18 protein-coding genes are annotated in these 19430 nt (G+C 65.0%); 14 read left to right on the plus strand and 4 right to left on the minus strand.

The window, feature by feature from the left end; all coding sequences use genetic code 11:
- Positions 1 to 55: 55 nt before the first annotated feature.
- The gene (locus CAG41_RS18455) at positions 56 to 1378 is read right to left on the minus strand and encodes an MFS transporter (protein WP_085586957.1); all 1323 of its coding nucleotides are present in this window, start codon (positions 1376 to 1378) and stop codon (positions 56 to 58) included.
- Positions 1379 to 1571: 193 nt separating this feature from the next.
- Between CAG41_RS18455 and CAG41_RS18460 the strand changes: the two genes are divergently transcribed.
- Complete coding sequence (locus CAG41_RS18460; RefSeq protein ID WP_085707296.1) at positions 1572 to 3308, plus strand: IlvD/Edd family dehydratase; 1737 nt, start codon at positions 1572 to 1574, stop codon at positions 3306 to 3308.
- Positions 3309 to 3496: 188 nt separating this feature from the next.
- Positions 3497 to 4216, plus strand: coding sequence for a FadR/GntR family transcriptional regulator (locus tag CAG41_RS18465; RefSeq protein WP_085633348.1), 720 nt, complete (start codon positions 3497 to 3499; stop codon positions 4214 to 4216).
- A 195-nt stretch (positions 4217 to 4411) separates the two neighbouring features.
- On the opposite strand, the gene CAG41_RS18470 is transcribed toward CAG41_RS18465, so the two are convergent.
- The gene (locus CAG41_RS18470; protein ID WP_085586807.1) at positions 4412 to 6796 is read right to left on the minus strand and encodes an RND family transporter; all 2385 of its coding nucleotides are present in this window, start codon (positions 6794 to 6796) and stop codon (positions 4412 to 4414) included.
- A 28-nt stretch (positions 6797 to 6824) separates the two neighbouring features.
- Positions 6825 to 7853, minus strand: a complete 1029-nt coding sequence (locus tag CAG41_RS18475; protein ID WP_085633346.1) for a YCF48-related protein — start codon at positions 7851 to 7853, stop codon at positions 6825 to 6827.
- Between the two features lie 492 nt (positions 7854 to 8345).
- Here CAG41_RS18475 and CAG41_RS18480 point away from each other — a divergent pair, with 492 nt between their 5' ends.
- The 7 genes from CAG41_RS18480 (at position 8346) to CAG41_RS18510 (ending at position 13667) form a co-directional block, all read left to right on the plus strand.
- Positions 8346 to 8936, plus strand: coding sequence for an amino acid synthesis family protein (locus tag CAG41_RS18480; RefSeq protein WP_085586809.1), 591 nt, complete (start codon positions 8346 to 8348; stop codon positions 8934 to 8936).
- 31 nt (positions 8937 to 8967) lie between these two features.
- Positions 8968 to 9801 carry an alpha/beta fold hydrolase gene (locus CAG41_RS18485; protein ID WP_085586810.1) on the plus strand — a complete coding sequence of 278 codons (834 nt, stop codon included), beginning with the start codon at positions 8968 to 8970 and terminating at the stop codon, positions 9799 to 9801.
- Positions 9798 to 11279, plus strand: a complete 1482-nt coding sequence (locus CAG41_RS18490) for an aldehyde dehydrogenase (protein ID WP_085586811.1) — start codon at positions 9798 to 9800, stop codon at positions 11277 to 11279. The genes CAG41_RS18485 and CAG41_RS18490 overlap by 4 nt, the downstream gene beginning before the upstream one ends.
- Before the next feature lie 12 nt (positions 11280 to 11291).
- Entirely contained in the window at positions 11292 to 11777 is a 486-nt protein-coding gene (locus CAG41_RS18495; RefSeq protein ID WP_085586812.1) for a flavin reductase family protein, read from the plus strand.
- A 130-nt stretch (positions 11778 to 11907) separates the two neighbouring features.
- Positions 11908 to 12312: a carboxymuconolactone decarboxylase family protein gene (locus CAG41_RS18500; protein ID WP_085707297.1), complete on the plus strand. Its 405-nt coding sequence runs from the start codon at positions 11908 to 11910 to the stop codon at positions 12310 to 12312.
- Between the two features lie 37 nt (positions 12313 to 12349).
- A complete protein-coding gene (locus CAG41_RS18505; protein ID WP_085640548.1) occupies positions 12350 to 13102 on the plus strand; it encodes a GntR family transcriptional regulator in 753 nt (250 codons plus the stop codon).
- Position 13103: 1 nt separating this feature from the next.
- Positions 13104 to 13667 (plus strand): NUDIX hydrolase, encoded by a 564-nt coding sequence (locus tag CAG41_RS18510; RefSeq protein WP_085586815.1) that lies wholly within the window; start codon positions 13104 to 13106, stop codon positions 13665 to 13667.
- Positions 13668 to 13771: 104 nt separating this feature from the next.
- Here CAG41_RS18510 and CAG41_RS18515 read toward each other — a convergent pair whose 3' ends face one another.
- Positions 13772 to 14068 carry a DUF1330 domain-containing protein gene (locus tag CAG41_RS18515; RefSeq protein ID WP_085707298.1) on the minus strand — a complete coding sequence of 99 codons (297 nt, stop codon included), beginning with the start codon at positions 14066 to 14068 and terminating at the stop codon, positions 13772 to 13774.
- Positions 14069 to 14135: 67 nt separating this feature from the next.
- Between CAG41_RS18515 and ribBA the strand changes: the two genes are divergently transcribed.
- The 5 genes from ribBA to CAG41_RS18540 all read left to right on the plus strand — a co-directional run bounded on the left by ribBA (position 14136) and on the right by CAG41_RS18540 (position 19367).
- Positions 14136 to 15245, plus strand: coding sequence for a bifunctional 3,4-dihydroxy-2-butanone-4-phosphate synthase/GTP cyclohydrolase II (ribBA, locus tag CAG41_RS18520; RefSeq protein ID WP_085586818.1), 1110 nt, complete (start codon positions 14136 to 14138; stop codon positions 15243 to 15245).
- Between the two features lie 167 nt (positions 15246 to 15412).
- On the plus strand, positions 15413 to 16438 hold the full coding sequence (locus CAG41_RS18525; RefSeq protein ID WP_085586819.1) for an ABC transporter substrate-binding protein: 1026 nt from the start codon (positions 15413 to 15415) through the stop codon (positions 16436 to 16438).
- Positions 16435 to 17379 carry an ABC transporter permease gene (locus CAG41_RS18530; protein ID WP_085707299.1) on the plus strand — a complete coding sequence of 315 codons (945 nt, stop codon included), beginning with the start codon at positions 16435 to 16437 and terminating at the stop codon, positions 17377 to 17379. The genes CAG41_RS18525 and CAG41_RS18530 overlap by 4 nt, the downstream gene beginning before the upstream one ends.
- 6 nt (positions 17380 to 17385) lie before the next feature.
- Positions 17386 to 18195 carry an ABC transporter permease gene (locus CAG41_RS18535; RefSeq protein ID WP_085586821.1) on the plus strand — a complete coding sequence of 270 codons (810 nt, stop codon included), beginning with the start codon at positions 17386 to 17388 and terminating at the stop codon, positions 18193 to 18195.
- A 17-nt stretch (positions 18196 to 18212) separates the two neighbouring features.
- Positions 18213 to 19367 (plus strand): ABC transporter ATP-binding protein, encoded by a 1155-nt coding sequence (locus tag CAG41_RS18540; RefSeq protein WP_085586822.1) that lies wholly within the window; start codon positions 18213 to 18215, stop codon positions 19365 to 19367.
- Positions 19368 to 19430: the final 63 nt, after the last annotated feature.

Raw genomic sequence — 19430 nt, forward strand, 5'->3', positions numbered from 1 at the left:
CTCTCCTCTCAACAAAATGTCTGAACACCGAAAAACCTGTGTCCGGCAGGTAGCGTCAGGTGCGAGTCGCGCCCCGTGCGCTCGCTGCGAACTGGTCTGCCGGCAACACGTGTCTGCGCTCAAGCACCCGGTAGACCACACCGGTCAGCATCAGTCCGAACACCATCACCCCGGACAGGAAGTACAAGCCCGAGGCGAGGTTGCCGGTGTATTCCTTCAGCGCCCCGATCACGAACGGACCGATGTAGCCGCCCAGGTTACCCACCGAGTTGATCAGCGCGATGCCCGCCGCCGCGCTGGCGCCGGCGAAGAACCGCCCCGGCAAGGTCCAGAACACCGCCGTGCAGGAAAACAGCGCGAACGCCACCAGGCACAGCGCCGCCAACTGCATCGCCGGCAACGCCAGCCAGGCGCTGAAGAACAGGCCGAGCGCGCCCAGCACGTAGAGCACCGCCAGATGGCCATAGCGGTCGTTCAGCCGGTCGGAGCTGCGCGGCACGATCAGCAGGCCGACGATGCCGAAGAGGTACGGCACCGCCGACACGAATCCGGTGACCAGGTCGCTGCCGCCGAACTGCTTGATCAGGGTCGGCAGCCACAGGCCCAGGCCGTAGATGCTCAAGGTCACCGGCAGGTAGAACAGCGCCAGCAGCAAGACGCGCGTGTCCTTGAGCGCATGCAGCGGGTTGCCGTGACGGGTCTGGCCGTATGCCTGCAGATCCTTTTTCAGCTCGCCGCTGAGCCAGTCCTTTTCGGACCGTTCCATCCAGTCCACCTGCTCCGGCCCGTCCGGCAGCCAGCGCAGCACCGGCCAGGTCAGCAGGATCGCCGGGGTGCCAATGACGATGAACAGCCATTGCCAGCCATGCAGGCCGAGGATGCCGTCCATGCCCAGCAGGCCGCCGGACACGGGGCCGGTGATCATCATGGCGATGGGCTGGGACAGGATGAACAGCCCGAGGATCTTGCCGCGGTGGCGCACCGGGAACCATTGGGTGATGTAGTACAGGACACCGGGAAAGAACCCCGCCTCCGCCGCGCCGAGCAGAAAGCGCATCACATAGAAGCTGTGCGGGCCCTGGACGAACGCCATGCCGATGGTGATGGCGCCCCAGGTGATCATGATCCGCGCGAACCAGCGCCTTGCGCCGAAGCGTTCGAGCATCAGGTTGCTGGGGATCTCCAGCAGGAAATAACCGATGAAGAACAGACCGGCGCCGAGCCCGTAGGCCGCGTCGCCGATGCCGATGTCGGCGCCCATGTGCAGCTTGGCGAAGCCGACGGCGGAGCGGTCCACGTAGGCGATCAGGTACAGCAGGATCAGGAAGGGAATCAGTTTCAAGGTGATGCGCCGGACAAGCCGCTGTTCCTGGCTCATGGGGTCGGTCTCCGATTGTTGTTGTTATGGAACCTCGGGGGATGCCTCAGGCGAACCTCGCCAGGGCCGATCCTCTCGTTGAAATCGACTATATAGTAATACTTATTAGACGCCAACACTTCCACAGCAGCCATTTTTCGCTTAGCTTAAGCCAAAGCTCGCAAACAATAGTCTTACAATAAGAGAACCGATCATGTCTGATAAGAAACCCGCCCTGCGCTCGGCCCAATGGTTCGGCACCGCCGACAAGAACGGCTTCATGTACCGCAGCTGGATGAAGAATCAGGGCATCGCCGACCATCAGTTCCACGGCAAGCCGATCATCGGCATCTGCAACACCTGGTCGGAGCTGACACCGTGCAACGCGCACTTTCGCCAGATCGCCGAGCACGTGAAACGCGGCGTGATCGAGGCCGGCGGGTTTCCGGTGGAATTCCCGGTGTTCTCCAACGGCGAGTCGAACCTGCGCCCGACCGCCATGCTCACCCGCAACCTGGCGAGCATGGACGTGGAGGAAGCCATCCGCGGCAACCCCATCGACGGCGTGGTGCTGCTGACCGGCTGCGACAAGACCACCCCGGCGCTGCTGATGGGCGCGGCCAGTTGCGACGTGCCGGCCATCGTCGTCACCGGCGGGCCGATGCTCAACGGCAAGCACAAGGGCAAGGACATCGGTTCTGGCACCGTGGTCTGGCAACTCAGCGAACAGGTCAAGGCCGGCACCATCACGCTCGATGACTTCTTGGCGGCCGAGGGCGGCATGTCCCGCTCCGCCGGCACCTGCAACACCATGGGCACCGCGTCCACCATGGCCTGCATGGCCGAAGCGCTGGGCACCTCCCTGCCCCACAACGCGGCGATCCCGGCGGTGGACGCGCGGCGCTACGTGCTGGCGCACATGTCCGGCATGCGCGCGGTGGAGATGGTGCGCGAAGACCTGCGGCTGTCGAAGATCCTGACCAAGCAGGCGTTCGAGAACGCGATCCGGGTCAACGCGGCGATCGGTGGTTCGACCAACGCGGTGATCCACCTCAAAGCCATCGCCGGACGCATCGGCGTCGACCTGGATCTGGACGACTGGACGCGCATCGGCCGGGGCATGCCGACCCTCGTCGACCTGCAGCCGTCCGGGCGTTTCCTGATGGAAGAGTTCTACTACGCCGGGGGCTTGCCGGCAGTGCTGCGGCGCCTGGGTGAGGCCAACCTGATTCCGAACCCGGACGCATTGACCGTCAACGGCAAAACCATCCGCGAGAACACCCAGGACGCACCGATCTACGGCGAAGACGAAGTGATCCGCACCCTCGACAACCCGATCCGCGCCGACGGCGGCATCTGTGTCTTGCGCGGCAACCTGGCGCCGCTCGGCGCGGTGCTCAAGCCATCGGCCGCGACGCCGGAACTGATGCAGCATCGCGGCCGCGCCGTGGTGTTCGAGAACTTCGACCACTACAAGGCACGGATCAACGACCCGGAACTGGACGTCGATGCCCACTCGGTTCTGGTGATGAAAAACTGCGGGCCGAAGGGTTATCCGGGCATGGCCGAGGTCGGCAACATGGGGCTGCCGGCCAAGTTGCTGGCCCAGGGCGTGACGGACATGGTGCGCATCTCCGATGCGCGGATGAGCGGCACGGCGTACGGCACCGTGGTGCTGCACGTCGCCCCGGAAGCGGCGGCCGGCGGGCCGTTGGCGGCAGTGAAAGAAGGTGACTGGATCGAGCTGGACTGCGCCGGCGGGCGCTTCCACCTGGACATCCCGGACGCCGAACTGGCGGCGCGCCTGGCCGATCTGCAACCGCCGCAGCCATTGCTGGTGGGGGGTTACCGTCAGCTGTACATCGACCATGTGCTGCAGGCAGACCAGGGCTGCGACTTCGACTTCCTGGTCGGCTGCCGGGGTGCCGAAGTCCCGCGCCACTCCCACTGACAACGCCTTCCCCTGTGGGAGCTGGCTTGCCAGCGATTACGGTCTTTCAGCTGACATTCATGTTGACTGACACGCCGCCATCGCTGGCAAGCCAGCTCCCACATTTGCTTTGTGCACCTGCCTCAAGACCATGCCACGCCTGCTATGATGCCGGGCACCGTTCACCCCACAGGATCGCCCCGCTCCCCATGGATTACCGCAAACCCTCCGACCGCAAAAGCATGCACTCGCGCATCGTCCAGGAACTGGGCCTGCAGATCGTTTCCGGACGCTTTGCGCCCGACGACAAACTGCCCGCCGAAGCCTTGCTCTGCGAGGAGTACGCGGTGAGCCGGCCGGTGCTGCGCGAGGCCACGCGGGTGCTGGTGGCCAAGGGGCTGGTGTATTCGAAGCCGCGGGTCGGCACCGTGGTCAAGCCGCGCCGCGAATGGCACATGCTCGACCCGGACGTGCTGCACTGGCTGATGCAGAGCAGCCCGCAGAACGAGTTCTTCAACGTGCTGACCAGCGTGCGCAGCATCATCGAGCCGGCCGCCGCCGCCCTCGCCGCCCAGCACGCCACCGAGGCCGACATCGCCGCCATCGGCGAAGCCTACCGGCGCATGGAGGCGGCGCCGACGCCGGAAGCCTTGCTGCAGCCGGATCTGGATTTCCACAGCCGCATCGCCGACGCCACCCACAACGACCTGCTCGCCAACCTGTGCAACATGCTCTCGGTGGCGATCGCCGAAGCGCTCAAGCACTCCAACCAGCGGCCGAACCTGCACGAACTGGCGCTGCCGCGGCACAAGGCGATCCTGACCGCCATAGAGAACCGCGATGCCCTCGGCGCACGGCATGCGACGCTGGTGCAGCTGGATGATGCGCGCAGTGCCTTGAGTGTGGTGCTCGGCACCGACCTCGCCTGAAATACCAAAAAGCCTGTGGGAGCTGCGGTGCGACGATTCGAATTGCCAGCGATAGCGGACCAATAGCCAACATCAACGTTGAATGTTAAGCCCTCATCGCTGGCAAGCCAGCTCCCACAGGGTTTTGTGTGAATCGTGAAATGCAGAAAAGCCGCAACCCTGAGGTTGCGGCTTTGTCGTTCCAGCCCCCAAGGATCAGTGGGCGAACAGCGAATTGCCCTTCTGCCCCGCCAGCTTCTCAGGCTTGATCAGGAACTTCGCCAGCGCCGGCAGCAGCCACAGCGCGCCGAACATGTTCCACAACAGCATGAAGGTCAGCATCAGGCCCATGTCGGCCTGGAACTTGATCGCCGAGAAGATCCAGGTGCACACGCCGATGGCCAGGCACAGGCCGGTGAACAGCACGGCCTTGCCGGTGGACTTCAGGGTCTGGTAGTAGGCTTCCTGCAACGGCAGGCCGGCACGCAGGAAACTCTCCAGGCGGCTGTAGATGTAGATGCCGTAGTCCACGCCGATCCCCACGCCCAGCGCCACCACCGGCAGGGTCGCGACCTTGACGCCGATGCCCATGAACGCCATCAGCGCGTTGCCCAGCACCGAGGTCAGCACCAGCGGCAGGACGATGCACAGGGTCGCCGCCCACGAGCGGAAGGTGATCATGCACATGACCGCCACGCAGATGTACACCAGCACCAGGATGGTCAGCTCAGCCTGCTTGATGACTTCGTTGGTGGCCGCCTCGATCCCGGCGTTGCCGGCGGCGAGGATGAACTCCAGGCCGTCCTTGTTGTTGTCCGCGGCGAATGCCTGCACCGCCTTCACGGCACGGTCCAGGGTCTCGGCCTTGTGGTCGTTGAGGAACACCAGCACCGGCGCCAGCGAACAGTTGTTGTTGTACAGGCCGTCGGCCCGGGCGATGGAGTTGTTCAGCACGTCCGGGTTGCGCGACAGGGTCTCCCATTTCAGGTTGCCCTCGTTCATGCCCTTGATCATCTGCTTGGACACGGTCACCAGCGAGATCGCCGACTGCACGCCCTCGGTGTTCTGCATCTTCCACATCAGCTCGTCGATGGGCGCCATCGCCTCGTAGCGCGAGCAGCCTTCGGACTTGGTCTTGACCATCACCACCAGCACGTCGGAACTGGTGGAGTAGTTGCTGATGATGAAGTTGTTGTCCTTGTTGTAGCGCGAGTCCGGCCGCAGTTCCGGCGCGCCCTGGTCGAGGTCGCCGATCTTGAGGTTCTTGCTGTACCAGAGGCCGCCGCCGAAGGCGACCAGCGCGATCAGGATCGACACCGGCGCCACTTTGGAGCTGGCGAAGTTCGACAGCAGGCGCCAGAACGGATGCTCGCGGTTCGCGTCTTTCTTGCTCTTGGCCACGGCGCGCTTGCTGATGCCGACATAGGAAATCGCCACCGGCAGCAGGATCAGGTTGGTGAACACGATCACCGCCACGCCGATGGACGCGCCGATGGCCAGTTCGCGGATCACGCCGATGTCGATGATCAGCAGGGTGATGAAGCCGACGGCGTCCGCCAGGATCGCGATCATCCCCGGCAGGAACAGTTGCCGGAAGGTGCGCCGCGCGGCCGTCAGGGCGTTGTCCGCCTCGCTGGACTGCAAGGCGATGCCGTTGATCTTCTGCACGCCGTGGGAGATGCCGATGGCGAAGATCAGGAACGGCACCAGCATCGAATACGGATCGAGCCCGAAGCCGAAGAAATGCATCAGCCCCAGTTGCCAGATCACCGCCACCAGCGTGGTGCTCAGCACCGCCACGGTGCTGCGCATGCAGTGGGTGAACCAGTAGAGCAGGATCAGGGTGATGACGAAGGCGACGCCGAAGAACATCACCACCATCACCAGGCCGTCGATCAGGTCGCCGACCTTCTTGGCGAAGCCCACGATGTGGATCTTGACGTTGGGGTTCTGCGCCTCGAACTTGTTGCGGATCTTGTCTTCCAGCTCATGGGAGAACTTGCGGTAGTCCAGCGCCAGCAGCTTGCCCTGGTCCTGCGGATCCGGGTAGGACTCCAGCAGCGGGATGTCGACGATGCTCGACTTGAAGTCGTTCGCCACCAGCCGCCCGACCTGGCCGGACTTGAGCACGTTGTTGCGCAGCAGGTCGAGGCTGTCCTGGGAGCCGTTGTAGCTCTGCGGGATCACTTCGCCGCCGGCGAAGCCTTCCTCGGTCACCTCGGTCCAGCGCACGCTCGGGCTCCACAGCGACTTGAGGCCGGAGCGGTCGACGCCGGAGATGTAGAACACCTCGTCGTTGATCTGGCGCAGGGTCTCCATGTACTCCTTGGAGAAGATGTCGCCGTCGGTGGCCTCCACCGAGATCCGCACCGTGTTGCCCAGGTTCGCCAGGTCGTTGCGGTGCTCCATCATCTTCTCGATGAACGGATGCTTGAGCGGGATCATTTTCTCGAAGCTGGTGGACGGCCGGATCAGCGTGGCCTGCCAGAACAGGAAGATGCTGACCAGCAGGCAGATCACGATCACTGCCGGGCGGTTGTTGAAGATCAGGCGTTCGAGGAACGTCGCCTTGTCCTGATGATGAGTGCTCAAGGAAGTCATAGCCCCGCCTTCTTATTATTGATCCGGCTCATTTGCCCAGCTCGGCGCCGTTGGGCGCCGTGATGCGTACCCCGCCCTGCCCGGTCAGGATCAGGTCGCCGTTGCCGGCGGCGGTGACCGACGACAGCGAAATGCGGTCGGGCCGGTTGAACACGCTGAAAGTCTCGCCGTTGTCGCTGCTGCTGATCACCGAGCCGCCGTTGCCGACGATCACGATGGAACCGTCGTCGAGCAGCGTGGCGCCGGACAGGCCGAACTCCAGGGAACCGCGCGCCGCCTTCAGCTCGACCTGTTCCCAGGTGCCGCCGAAGTCGGTGGAGCGGTAGAGGTTGCCGCGCAGGCCGTAGGCCAGCAGGGTCTGCGGCTGCGCGGTGCCGATCACGCCGAACAGCGAGCCTTCATACGGGCCTTCGAGCTTTTCCCAGGTCTGGCCCCAGTCGGCGGAGCGGAACATGCTGCCCTGCTCGCCGACGATGAACAGCCCGGCGTCCTTCACGGCGGCGATGGCGTTGAGGTGGTATTGGTCTTCGTTGTCGAGGCGGTCGCTGACGTCTTCCCAGTGCTGGCCGCCGTCGGTGGTCTCCAGCAGCGCCCCATAGGCGCCGACGGCGATGCCGTGGCTGGCGTCCTTGAACCAGACGTCGAGCAGCGGCGCTTCGCGCTTGAGGTCTTCGAACTGCTTGGTCCAGGTCAGGCCGCCGTCTTCGCTGGCGAGGATCTGCGCGTCATGGCCGACGGCCCAGCCGTGCCGGTCGTCGACGAAGTACACGGCGGTGAGCAGTTGCCGGGTCGGCACCTTGGCCTGGGTCCAGGTCTTGCCCTGGTCGTCGGAATAGAGAATGTGGCCGCGATCCCCGACCGCCACCAGCCGGGCGCCGGCATGGACGACATCGAGCATCAGGCTTTTGGCGGCCTTGGCCGAAGCGGTGGAATAGACCCCGTCCGCGGGCGCTTCGTCGGCCAGTGCACAGGCCGGTACGGCTGCCAGGCCCAGCAGGGCGCAGGCGGTGGCCAGCAGTGCGGTTTTGCGTAACGCCGGCGGGCGGCAACGAACCATAGACCTTCCCCTATTTATTATTGTTGGGCCATCGGGCCTTCAAGGGCGCCGCAAGGGTGCTCCGGGACCGACCGGTCAGCTGCGCTGCGTGCAGCATAGTCCTGAAACCCGCAGTCCAGAGCCCCTTCGGATGCTGGCTCATCCTATCGGGCTTTGGAAACGTCTGACAATCGGCGCCACGTTATCTTTTGTTAACCGCCAAACCGGTCTGTTGCAGACGAATGCTTGCTCACGAAGGCGCCAGGTCAGGCCACAAAGACGCAGGCCGGAGCGGCCCCATCGCCAGCAGGCTGGCTCCCACAGGGATCTGGGGTGAATGCAGAGTCGGTGGCCACAGCAGAACAATGTGGGAGCCAGCCTGCTGGCGATGACGGCCGAATGAACAGCCATTCGCCGGATGGATGACGCAAAACTTGCGAAGGGGACTTGCGCGATAGGTATTATGGTATACCATCAGACGCACAGACACTCTTATCCCCTACGGAGCAGCCCATGAGTTTCGAAATCCGCAAGATCGTCAGCTACATCGAAGAGACTTTCATCGAAGGCGGCAAGGCCACCGACACCCCGGTGACCATGGTCGGCCTGGCGGTCGTGATCAAGAACCCGTGGCTGGGCCGCGGCTTCGTCGAAGACCTGAAACCGGAGATCCGCGCCAACTGCTCCGACCTCGGCGCGCTGATGGTCGAACGCCTGGTGGCCGCCATCGGCGGCGCCGAGAAGATCGAAGCCTACGGCAAGGCCGCCGTGGTCGGCGCCGACGGCGAGATCGAACACGCCTCCGCGGTGATCCACACCCTGCGCTTCGGCAATCACTACCGCGAAGCGGTCAAGGCCAAGAGCTACCTGAGCTTCACCAACAAGCGCGGCGGTCCCGGCACCTCGATCCAGATCCCGATGATGCACAAGGACGACGAAGGCCTGCGCTCGCACTACATCACCCTGGAAATGCAGATCGAAGACGCGCCGCGCGCCGACGAGATCGTCGTGGTGCTCGGTTGCGCCGACGGAGGCCGCCTGCACCCGCGCATCGGCAACCGCTACATCGATCTGGAAGAGCTGGCCGCCGAAAAGGCCCAGTGACCACAATAAGAAAGCATTGCAGGAGCGCTCCATGATTCGGCTCACCGCTGAACTCACCCCCGCCGGCACCAGTTACCTGGCGACCGGCCTCGGCCAACCCGTCGTGCTGATCCACGGCGTGGGCCTGAACAAAGAAATGTGGGGCGGCCAGATCGTCGGCCTCGCCTCGCAGTACCGGGTGATCGCCTACGACATGCTCGGGCATGGCGCCAGTCCGCGACCGGCCGCCGACACCGGCCTGCTCGGCTACGCCGATCAGTTGCTGGAGCTGCTGGAGCACCTGCAACTGCCCCAGGTCACCGTGATCGGGTTTTCCATGGGCGGCCTGGTGGCACGGGCCTTCGCCCTGCACTACCCGCAGCGCCTGCAAGGGCTGGTGGTGCTCAACAGTGTGTTCAACCGCACCGAGGAGCAGCGCGCCGGCGTCATCGCCCGCACCAGCCAGGCCGCCGAGCACGGGCCGGACGCCAACGCTGAAGCCGCGCTGTCGCGCTGGTTCAGCCGCGAATACCAGGCGGCCAACCCGGCGCAGATCGCCGCGATCCGCCAGACCCTGGCCGGCAACGACCCGCAGGGCTACCTGACCACCTATTCGCTGTTCGCCACGCAAGACATGTACCGCGCCGACGACCTGGGCAGCATCCAGGTGCCGACGCTGATCGCCACGGGCGAGCTGGATCCCGGCTCGACCCCGGAGATGGCCGAGCAACTGGCCCGGCGCATCCCCGGCGCGAAGGTCGCCGTGCTGCCCGAGCAAAGGCATATGATGCCCGTAGAGTCGCCGCGCCTGGTCAACCAGATGCTGCTGGAATTTCTCGAATCCGCAAACGCCCGACAAAACCATATAAAGGGGATCGTTGCATGACACTCGCACGCTTCCAGATGTGCATCGGCGGAGAATGGGTCGACGCCCTCTCCGGCAAGACTTTCGAAAGCCTCAACCCGGCGCTGGCCGAGCCCTGGGCCGAGCTGCCCGATGCCGACGAGGCCGATGTCGAACGCGCCGTGCAGGCGGCCCAGACCGCCTTCGACAGCCCGGCCTGGCGCGGCCTGACCGCCACCGCGCGCGGCAAGCTGCTGCGCCGCCTCGGTGACCTGATCGCCGAAAACAAGGAGCAGCTGGCCCAGCTGGAAAGCCGCGACAACGGCAAGCTGATCCGCGAGACCCGCGGCCAGGTCGGCTACCTGCCGGAATTCTTCCACTACACCGCCGGCCTGGCCGACAAGCTCGAAGGCGGCACCCTGCCGCTCGACAAGCCCGACCTGTTCGCCTACACCGTGCACGAAGCCATGGGCGTGGTCGCCGCGATCATTCCGTGGAACAGCCCGCTGTACCTGACCGCGATCAAACTCGCGCCAGCCCTGGCGGCGGGCAACACCATCGTGATCAAGCCGTCCGAGCACGCCTCGGCGACGATCCTGGAACTGGCGCGCCTGGCCCTCGAAGCCGGCATCCCGCCGGGCGTGGTCAACGTCGTCACCGGGTATGGCCCGAGCACCGGCGCCGCCCTCACCCGCCATCCGTTGGTGCGCAAGATCGCCTTCACCGGCGGCGCGGCGACCGCCCGGCACGTGGTACGCAGCAGCGCCGAGAACTTCGCCAAGCTGTCGCTGGAGCTGGGCGGCAAATCGCCGAACATCATTTTCGCCGACGCCGACCTCGACAGCGCCATCAACGGCGCCATCGCCGGGATCTACGCGGCGTCCGGGCAGAGCTGCGTGTCCGGCTCGCGCCTGCTGGTGCAGGACGAGATCTACGATGAGTTCGTCGGCCGCTTGGTCGAGCGCGCCCAGCGCATCCGCATCGGCAACCCCCAGGACGACAGCAGCGAAATGGGCCCGATGGCCACCGCCCAGCAACTGGCCGTGGTCGAAGGCCTGGTGGCCGACGCCCTCGCCGAAGGGGCGCGCCTGCGCATCGGCGGCAAGCGTCCGGCGGGCGTGGGCGACGGCTGGTTCTATGAACCGACGCTGTTCGAGTGCGACCGCAACTCGATGAAGATCATGCAGGAAGAAGTGTTCGGACCGGTGGCCTCGGTGATCCGCTTCAAGGACGAGGCCGAAGCGCTGGCGATCGCCAACGACTCGCAGTTCGGCCTCGCCGCCGGCATCTGGACCCGCGACCTGGGCCGCGCCCATCGCCTGGCCCGTGACGTGCGCTCGGGGATCATCTGGGTCAACACCTACCGCGCGGTGTCGGCGATGGCGCCCATCGGCGGCTTCAAGAACAGTGGCTACGGACGCGAAAGCGGCATCGATTCGGTGCTGGCCTACACCGAACTGAAAACGGTGTGGATCAACCTTTCCCAGGCCCCGATGCCTGATCCCTTCGTGATGCGCTAGGAGTCCTGCGACATGATCGAACCCGGCATTTACAAAGACGTGATGGGCTCCTTCCCGTCCGGAGTCACGGTGGTCACCACCCTCGACGCGGACGGGGGCATCGTCGGCATCACCGCCAGCGCCTTCAGCGCGCTGTCGATCGACCCGGCGCTGGTGCTGTTCTGCCCCAACTACGCCTCCGACACCTACCCGGTGCTGCGTGACAGCCAGCGCTTCGCGATCCACTTGCTGTCCGCCGACCAGACCGCCGAAGCCTATGCCTTCGCCGGCAAGGGCAAGGACAAGGCCAAAGGCATCGCCTGGCACCTGAGCGAACTGGGCAACCCGATCCTGGACAAGGCCACGGCGATCATCGAGTGCGAGCTGTGGCGCGAATACGACGGCGGCGACCACGCGATCATCGTCGGCGCGGTGAAGAACCTGATCCTGCCGGCGCAGCCGGTGACGCCGATGATTTATCACAAGGGCAAGCTCGGCGCGTTGCCGAGCCTGACTTGAGAAAACAATGCAAAACACTGTGGGAGCTGGCTTGCCAGCGATGGCGGTGGGTCAGCCAGCATAGATGTCGATGTGATGCCGTCATCGCTGGCAAGCCAGCTCCCACAGGGCCTGAGGTGAGGTTGAGAATATGAATAACGAAAAATACGAAAAGGGCCTGCAGATCCGCACCCAGGTGCTGGGCGAGGCCTATGTGCAGCGTTCGATCGAGAACGCCGACGATTTCACCCGCCCGCTGCAGGAAATGGTCACCGAATATTGCTGGGGCCATGTCTGGGGCCGCGACGGCCTGTCGCTCAAGGAGCGCAGCATGATCAACCTGGCGATGATCTCGGCGCTCAACCGCCCGCACGAACTCAAGCTGCATGTGCGCGGCGCCTTGCGTAACGGCTTGAGTCGTGAGCAAATACGCGAAATTCTGCTTCAGGTCGGCATCTACTGCGGCGTTCCCGCTGCCATAGACAGTTTCCGGCTCGCCCGTGAAGCCTTCGCCGAAGCCGACGCCGAGGCCTCCAGTCAACACTCGGCTGTCTGACCGCCCCGCAAGGACAGCCACATTTAGAGCGGACTCCATGAAACGCCTGCCACTCGACGACAGCTTCAAGGTCAATCGCAACCCCGTCACCCTGCGCGAGATCGTGCTGGACAAGCTGCGAAGCGCCATCATGAACTTCCAGCTCCTGCCGGGCGACCGCCTGGTCGAACGCGACCTGTGCGACCGCCTGGGCGTGAGCCGCACGTCGGTGCGTGAGGCCCTGCGTCACCTTGAATCCGAAGGCCTGGTGGAGTTCGCCGACGCCAAGGGCCCGCGCGTGGCGATCATCACGCTGGCCGACGCGGTCGACATCTATGAGCTGCGCTGCGTGCTCGAAGGCCTGATCGTCCAGCTGTTCACCCTGCGCGCCAAGGCCAAGGACATCAAAGCCCTGGAGAAAGCGCTGGAGGAGAACCGCAAGGCGCTCAAGGACGGCGAGCTGCAGCAGGTGATCGACTCGGTGCAGGGTTTCTACGACGTGCTGCTGGAAGGCTCCGGCAACCATATCGCCGCCACTCAGCTGCGCCAGTTGCAGGCGCGCATCAGCTACCTGCGGGCGACGTCGGTGTCCCAGGAGAACCGCCGCGGCGCCAGCAACCAGGAAATGGAAAAGATCGTCGAGGCGATCAAGAGCGGCGATCCGCTGGCCGCCCACCAGGCGTCGGTCGACCACGTGCGCGCCGCGGCCGCCGTCGCCCTCGACTACCTCAAGCGCAAGCAGGAAGAGCCCGGCGCCACCCCGGCGATCACCCTGCCCATCGCGCTGAAAGAACCGCGCATAGGCCGCTGACATGTTCAGCCCGAGCTTTTGCCCGAAATGCGGCGGCGCCGACCTCGGTCAGCAGGTGCCGCCGGGCGATACGCACGAGCGCCTGATGTGCCGCGGCTGCGGCTACATCCACTATGTGAACCCGAAGATCATCGCCGGCTGCATCATCGAGCAGGACGGCAAATACCTTTTGTGCCAGCGGGCGATCCCGCCGCGTCCGGGCACCTGGACGCTGCCGGCAGGTTTCATGGAAAGCGGCGAGACCACCGAGCAGGCGGCGGTGCGCGAAGTCTGGGAAGAAAGCGGCGTGCGCGCCGAGATCGTCTCGCCCTACTCGATCTTCAGCGTGCCGAAGATCAGCGAGGTGTACATCATCTTCCGCGCCATCGCCCTGGAGATCACCGGCCAATACGGCCCGGAAACCCTCGACTGCCAATTCTTCGCCCCCGAAGACATCCCCTGGGACAAGATCTACTACCCGGCGATCCGCCAGATCCTCGAACGCTACATCGAAGAACGCCAGGCCGGCGTCTACGGCATCTACGTGGGCAACGACGACAGCGGCAAGATTCATTTCATCCGCTGATCGCGTCTCTCTGTAGGAGCGAGCCTGCTCGCGATGAGGCCGTCAGCCACACCATCCTCGGTGCCGGAAACACTGCCATCGCCAGCAGGCTGGCTGCCACCAGGTCAGAGTGGTGCCACGCCTTCGACGATGATGACTTCCGCCCTCGCCCATTCCTCCCGGTAGCTTTTCGCTTCCTGATACGCCGCCGAGCGATAGCACGCCACCGCCTGTTCGTAGCTGTCGAACTCAATCACCACGCTGCGCTGCGGCGTCGCCCTGCCCTCCATCGCTTCGCTGCGCCCGCCCCGGGCCAGGAAACGCCCGCCGTACTCGGCGAACGCCTTGGGGGCGCGTTGGGTGTATTGGCTGTAGCGGTTCGGGTCGGTGACGTCCACATGAGCAATCCAGTAAGCCTTCATAGTGACCTCTCGGTTGAATTTGTATTATGGTATACCACAAATTTCCAACAGACACCGGGAGTCCAGCATGCCCTTCAACACTATCGAAGAAATCCTCGAAGATTACCGCCTCGGCAAAATGGTGCTGCTGGTCGATGACGAGGACCGGGAGAACGAAGGCGACCTGCTGCTGGCCGCCGACCGCTGCACGCCCGAAGCGATCAGCTTCATGGCCCGGGAGGCTCGCGGGCTGATCTGCCTGACCTTGACCGACGAACATTGCCAGCGGCTGGGCCTGGAGCAAATGGTGCCGAGCAACGGCAGCGTGTTCAGCACCGCGTTCACCGTCTCCATCGAAGCGGCGGTGGGCGTCACCACCGGGATCTCCGCCGCCGACCGCGCCCGCACCGTGGCCGCCGCGGTGGCGCCCGATGCCTGCGCCGAGGATCTGGTGCAGCCCGGCCACATCTTCCCCCTGCGCGCCCGCGAAGGCGGCGTGCTGACCCGTGCCGGGCACACCGAGGCCGGTTGCGACCTGGCGCGCCTGGCCGGCTTCACGCCCGCCTCGGTGATCGTCGAGGTGATGAACGACGACGGCACCATGGCCCGCCGACCGGACCTTGAAGCCTTCGCACGAAAGCACGGGATCAAGATCGGCACCATCGCCGACCTGATCCACTACCGCCTGAGCACCGAGCACACCATCGAGCGCATCGGTGAACGTGAACTGCCGACGGTGCACGGCACCTTCCGCCTGATCACCTTCGAGGACCGCATCGAGGGCGGCGTGCACATGGCCATGGTGATGGGCGAACTGCGCCGCGAGCAGCCGACGCTGGTGCGCGTGCATGTGATCGACCCGCTGCGCGACCTGGTCGGCGCCGAGTACAACGGGCCGCGCAACTGGACGCTGTGGGCAGCGCTGCAACGGGTCGCGGCCGAGGGCCATGGCGTGGTCGTGGTGCTGGCCAACCATGAGTCCTCCCAGGCGCTGCTGGAGCGGGTGCCGCAACTGACCCAGCCACCGCGCCAGTTCAGCCGTTCGCAGTCGCGGATCTATTCTGAAGTGGGCACCGGGGCGCAGATTCTGCAGAACCTGGGCGTCGGCAAACTGCGCCACCTCGGGCCGCCGCTGAAATATGCCGGTTTGACCGGCTACGACCTGGAAGTGGTCGAGAGCATTCCCTTCACCGAGTGACGCCGTTTGCCGGATAACCGGTACGGCAAAATGCTTGCACAAAGTTTGGAATACCATAATATGATATTCCATAGACCGGACGAGCTGACGAAGCCGTCCCTCTACTGCTCCCGACAGGCGGGCAACAACGCAAGCCCGCTGAAAAACACAACAATGAGGGCGTGAAAATGGTGTTGAACAAAGCTGCAACCGCAATCCTTCTTGCGGGACTGCTGAGCGTGACCGGCCCCGCTGCAATGGCCGCCGAAAGCGTGAACTTCGTCAGCTGGGGCGGCAGCACCCAGGATGCGCAGAAGCAGGCCTGGGCCGACCCGTTCAGCAAGGCCAGCGGCATCACCGTCGTGCAGGACGGCCCCACCGACTACGGCAAGCTCAAGGCCATGGTCGAAAGCGGCAACGTGCAGTGGGACGTGGTCGATGTCGAAGCCGACTTCGCCCTGCGCGCCGCCGCCGAAGGCCTGCTCGAACCCCTCGACTTCAAGCAGATCCAGCGCGACAAGATCGACCCGCGCTTCGTCAGCGACCACGGCGTCGGCTCGTTCTTCTTCTCCTTCGTGCTCGGCTACAACGAAGGCAAGGTCGGCGCCAACAAGCCCCAGGACTGGAGCGCCCTGTTCGACACCAAGACCTACCCCGGCAAACGCGCTCTGTACAAATGGCCGAGCCCCGGCGTGCTGGAGCTGGCCCTGCTGGCCGACGGCGTGCCGGCGGACAAGCTCTACCCGCTGGACCTGGACCGTGCCTTCAAGAAACTCGACACCATCAAGAAAGACATCGTCTGGTGGGGCGGCGGCGCCCAGTCGCAGCAATTGCTCGCGTCCGGCGAGGCTAGCCTCGGCCAGTTCTGGAACGGCCGCACCTACGCCCTGCAGCAGGACGGCGCGCCGGTGGGCGTGAGCTGGAAGCAGAACCTGGTGATGGCCGACATCCTGGTCGTGCCGAAGGGCTCTAAGAACAAGGACGCGGCGATGAAGTTCCTGGCCAGCGCCAGTAGCGCCAAAGGCCAGGCCGACTTCTCCAACCTGACCGCCTACGCCCCGGTCAACGTCGACAGCGTGGCGCGTCTGGACTCGACGCTGGCCCCCAACCTGCCGACTGCCTACGCTAAGGATCAGATCACCCTTGATTTCGCGTACTGGGCCAAGAACGGTCCGGCCATCGCGACACGGTGGAACGAATGGCTGGTCAAATGAAAATGGCGGCCACCGCGGCCCGTCCCTCCACTGCCGCCGGGAGCGCTGCCAGCGCTGCCGGCCCGGCCCCGGTCAAGGCGAGTGCCATGGCGCAAGCCCCGTCCCTCAAACAACGCTGGCGCGGCGCCGGCAACCTGGCCCCGGCGCTGCTGTTCCTCGGCCTGTTCTTTCTCGCGCCGCTGATCGGCCTGCTGCTGCGCGGCGTGCTGGAGCCTGAGCCGGGCCTGGGCAACTACCAGCAGCTGTTCGCCAACTCGGCCTACGCGCGGGTGCTGCTCAACACCTTTTCGGTGGCCGGGCTGGTGACCCTGTTCAGCCTGCTGCTGGGCTTCCCGCTGGCCTGGGCGATCACCTTGGTGCCGCGCGGCTGGGGCCGCTGGATGCTCAACATCGTGCTGCTGTCGATGTGGACCAGCCTGCTGGCGCGCACCTACTCCTGGCTGGTGCTGTTGCAGGCCTCGGGGGTGATCAACAAGGCCCTGATGGCGATGGGCATCATCGACCAGCCGCTGGAGATGGTGCACAACCTCACCGGCGTGGTGATCGGCATGAGCTACATCATGATCCCGTTCATCGTGCTGCCGCTGCAGGCGACCATGCAGGCCATCGACCCGATGATCCTGCAGGCCGGCTCGATCTGCGGCGCCAGCCCCTGGACCAACTTCTTCCGGGTGTTCCTGCCGCTGTGCCGGCCGGGGCTGGCGTCCGGCGGGCTGATGGTGTTCGTGATGTCGCTCGGTTACTACGTCACCCCGGCGCTGCTGGGCGGGGCGCAGAACATGATGCTGCCGGAGTTCATCATTCAGCAGGTGCAGTCGTTCCTCAACTGGGGCCTGGCCAGCGCCGGCGCCGCGTTGCTGATCGTCATCACCCTGGTGCTGTTCTACTTCTACCTGAAGCTTCAGCCGGAATCCCCGGTTGGCGCCAGCAACGCGAGGTAAGCCGACATGCTCCTGACACCCAATGCCATGAGCCGCCGGATGCGCCTGGGCCTGTACGCGACGACCGGGCTGATCGGCCTGTTCCTGCTGCTGCCCATCGTGTTCATCGTGCTGCTGTCGTTCGGCTCATCCCAGTGGCTGGTGTTCCCGCCGCCGGGCTGGACACTGAAGTGGTACGTGCAGTTCTTCTCCAATGCCGACTGGATGAGCGCGGCCATGGCCAGCCTCAAGGTCGCGGTGCTGACCACCGTCTGCGCCGTGGCCCTGGGCCTGCCGACCGCCTTCGCCCTGGTGCGCGGGCGCTTTCCCGGCCGGGAAATGCTCTACGGCCTGTTCACCCTGCCGATGATCGTGCCGCTGGTGATCATCGCCGTGGCGGTGTACGCGCTGTTCCTCAAGCTCGGCTACACCGGGACGATGTTCGCCTTCGTCGTCAGCCACGTGATCGTCGCCCTGCCGTTCACCATCATCTCGATCATCAACTCGCTGAAGCTGTTCGACCAGTCGATCGAAGACGCGGCGGTGATCTGCGGCGCCTCACGCCTGCAGGCGGTGTTCAAGGTGACGTTCCCGGCGATCCGTCCGGGCATGGTCGCCGGCGCCCTCTTCGCCTTCCTCGTCTCGTGGGACGAAGTGGTGCTGAGCGTGATGATGGCCAGCCCGACCCTGCAGACCCTTCCCGTGAAAATGTGGACCACCCTGCGTCAGGATCTGACACCCGTGATCGCCGTCGCCTCGACGCTGCTGATCGGCCTGTCGGTGCTGGTCATGGTGATCGCCGCCGCCCTGCGCCGGCGCAACGAAATCCGCGCCTGAGCGCCCAGGAGTACGACATGAGTGCCGTGATCAAAGACGCATCCCAGCAGAGCGACAAACCCCTGGTCAGCCTGCGCCACCTGAACAAGCACTACGGCGATTTCGCCGCCGTGGACAACATCTCGCTGGACATCAAGGACGGCGAATTCCTCACCTTCCTGGGCTCCAGCGGCTCGGGCAAGAGCACCACGCTGTCGATGCTCGCCGGCTTCGAGACGCCGAGCAGCGGCGAGATCCTGGTCAACGGCCAGTCGCTGGTGAACGTGCCGCCGCACAAGCGCGACATCGGCATGGTGTTCCAGCGCTACTCGCTGTTCCCGCACCTTTCGGTGCGCGACAACATCGCCTTCCCCCTGGCGATCCGCAAGCTCGCCGCCGCCGAGCGGGACAAGCGCGTCGATGCGATGCTCAAGCTGGTGCAACTGGAACAGTTCGCCCACCGCCGCCCTTCGCAGTTGTCCGGCGGCCAGCAGCAACGGGTCGCCATCGCCCGGGCGCTGGTCTACGAGCCGCGCATCCTGCTGATGGACGAGCCTCTCGGCGCGCTGGACAAGAAGCTGCGTGAAGACCTGCAAGACGAACTGCGCCAGCTGCACCGGCGCCTGGGCATCACCATCGTCTACGTGACCCACGACCAGGAAGAAGCCATGCGCCTGTCCCAGCGCATCGCGATCTTCAGCCACGGCAAGATCGTCGGCCTGGGCAGCGGCTACGACCTGTACCAGAACCCGCCGAACGCCTTCGTGGCGTCGTTCCTCGGCAACTCGAACTTCCTGCGGCTCAAGGCCCAGGGCAACGGGGCGGCGGATTTCGAAGGGCAAGCGCTGTCGATCCGCCTCACCGCCGGCCTGCACAGCGGGCAGGACGTGCTGCTGATGGTGCGCCCGGAAAAGGCCCTGGCATTGAGCGTGCAGCAAGCGGTCAACGAACCGCTGGCCGCCGGCTGGAACGAGGTGTCGGCCAAGGTGGTGGAGGTGCTGTTCCTCGGCGAAAGCCAGACGTGCAGCGTGGTCACGCCGGGCGGCACCGCAATGACGGTCAAGGCCCTGTCCGCTGCCGGCATGCCGCTCAAGGCCGGCGATCCGGTGCAGGTGCGCTGGGCCACGGCGGACGCCTGCGTGTACACCGAATGGGCGGAAAGCGACTTGAACAAGGCGGCCGGCGCTCACTGAGCCCGGCATCGCCACAAGAGATCCCTGCACACCACAGAACCTGTGGGAGCTGCGGTGCGACGA

Source organism: Pseudomonas sp. B35(2017), from assembly GCF_002113645.1.
GTDB classification, from domain to species: Bacteria; Pseudomonadota; Gammaproteobacteria; order Pseudomonadales; family Pseudomonadaceae; genus Aquipseudomonas; species Aquipseudomonas ekonensis.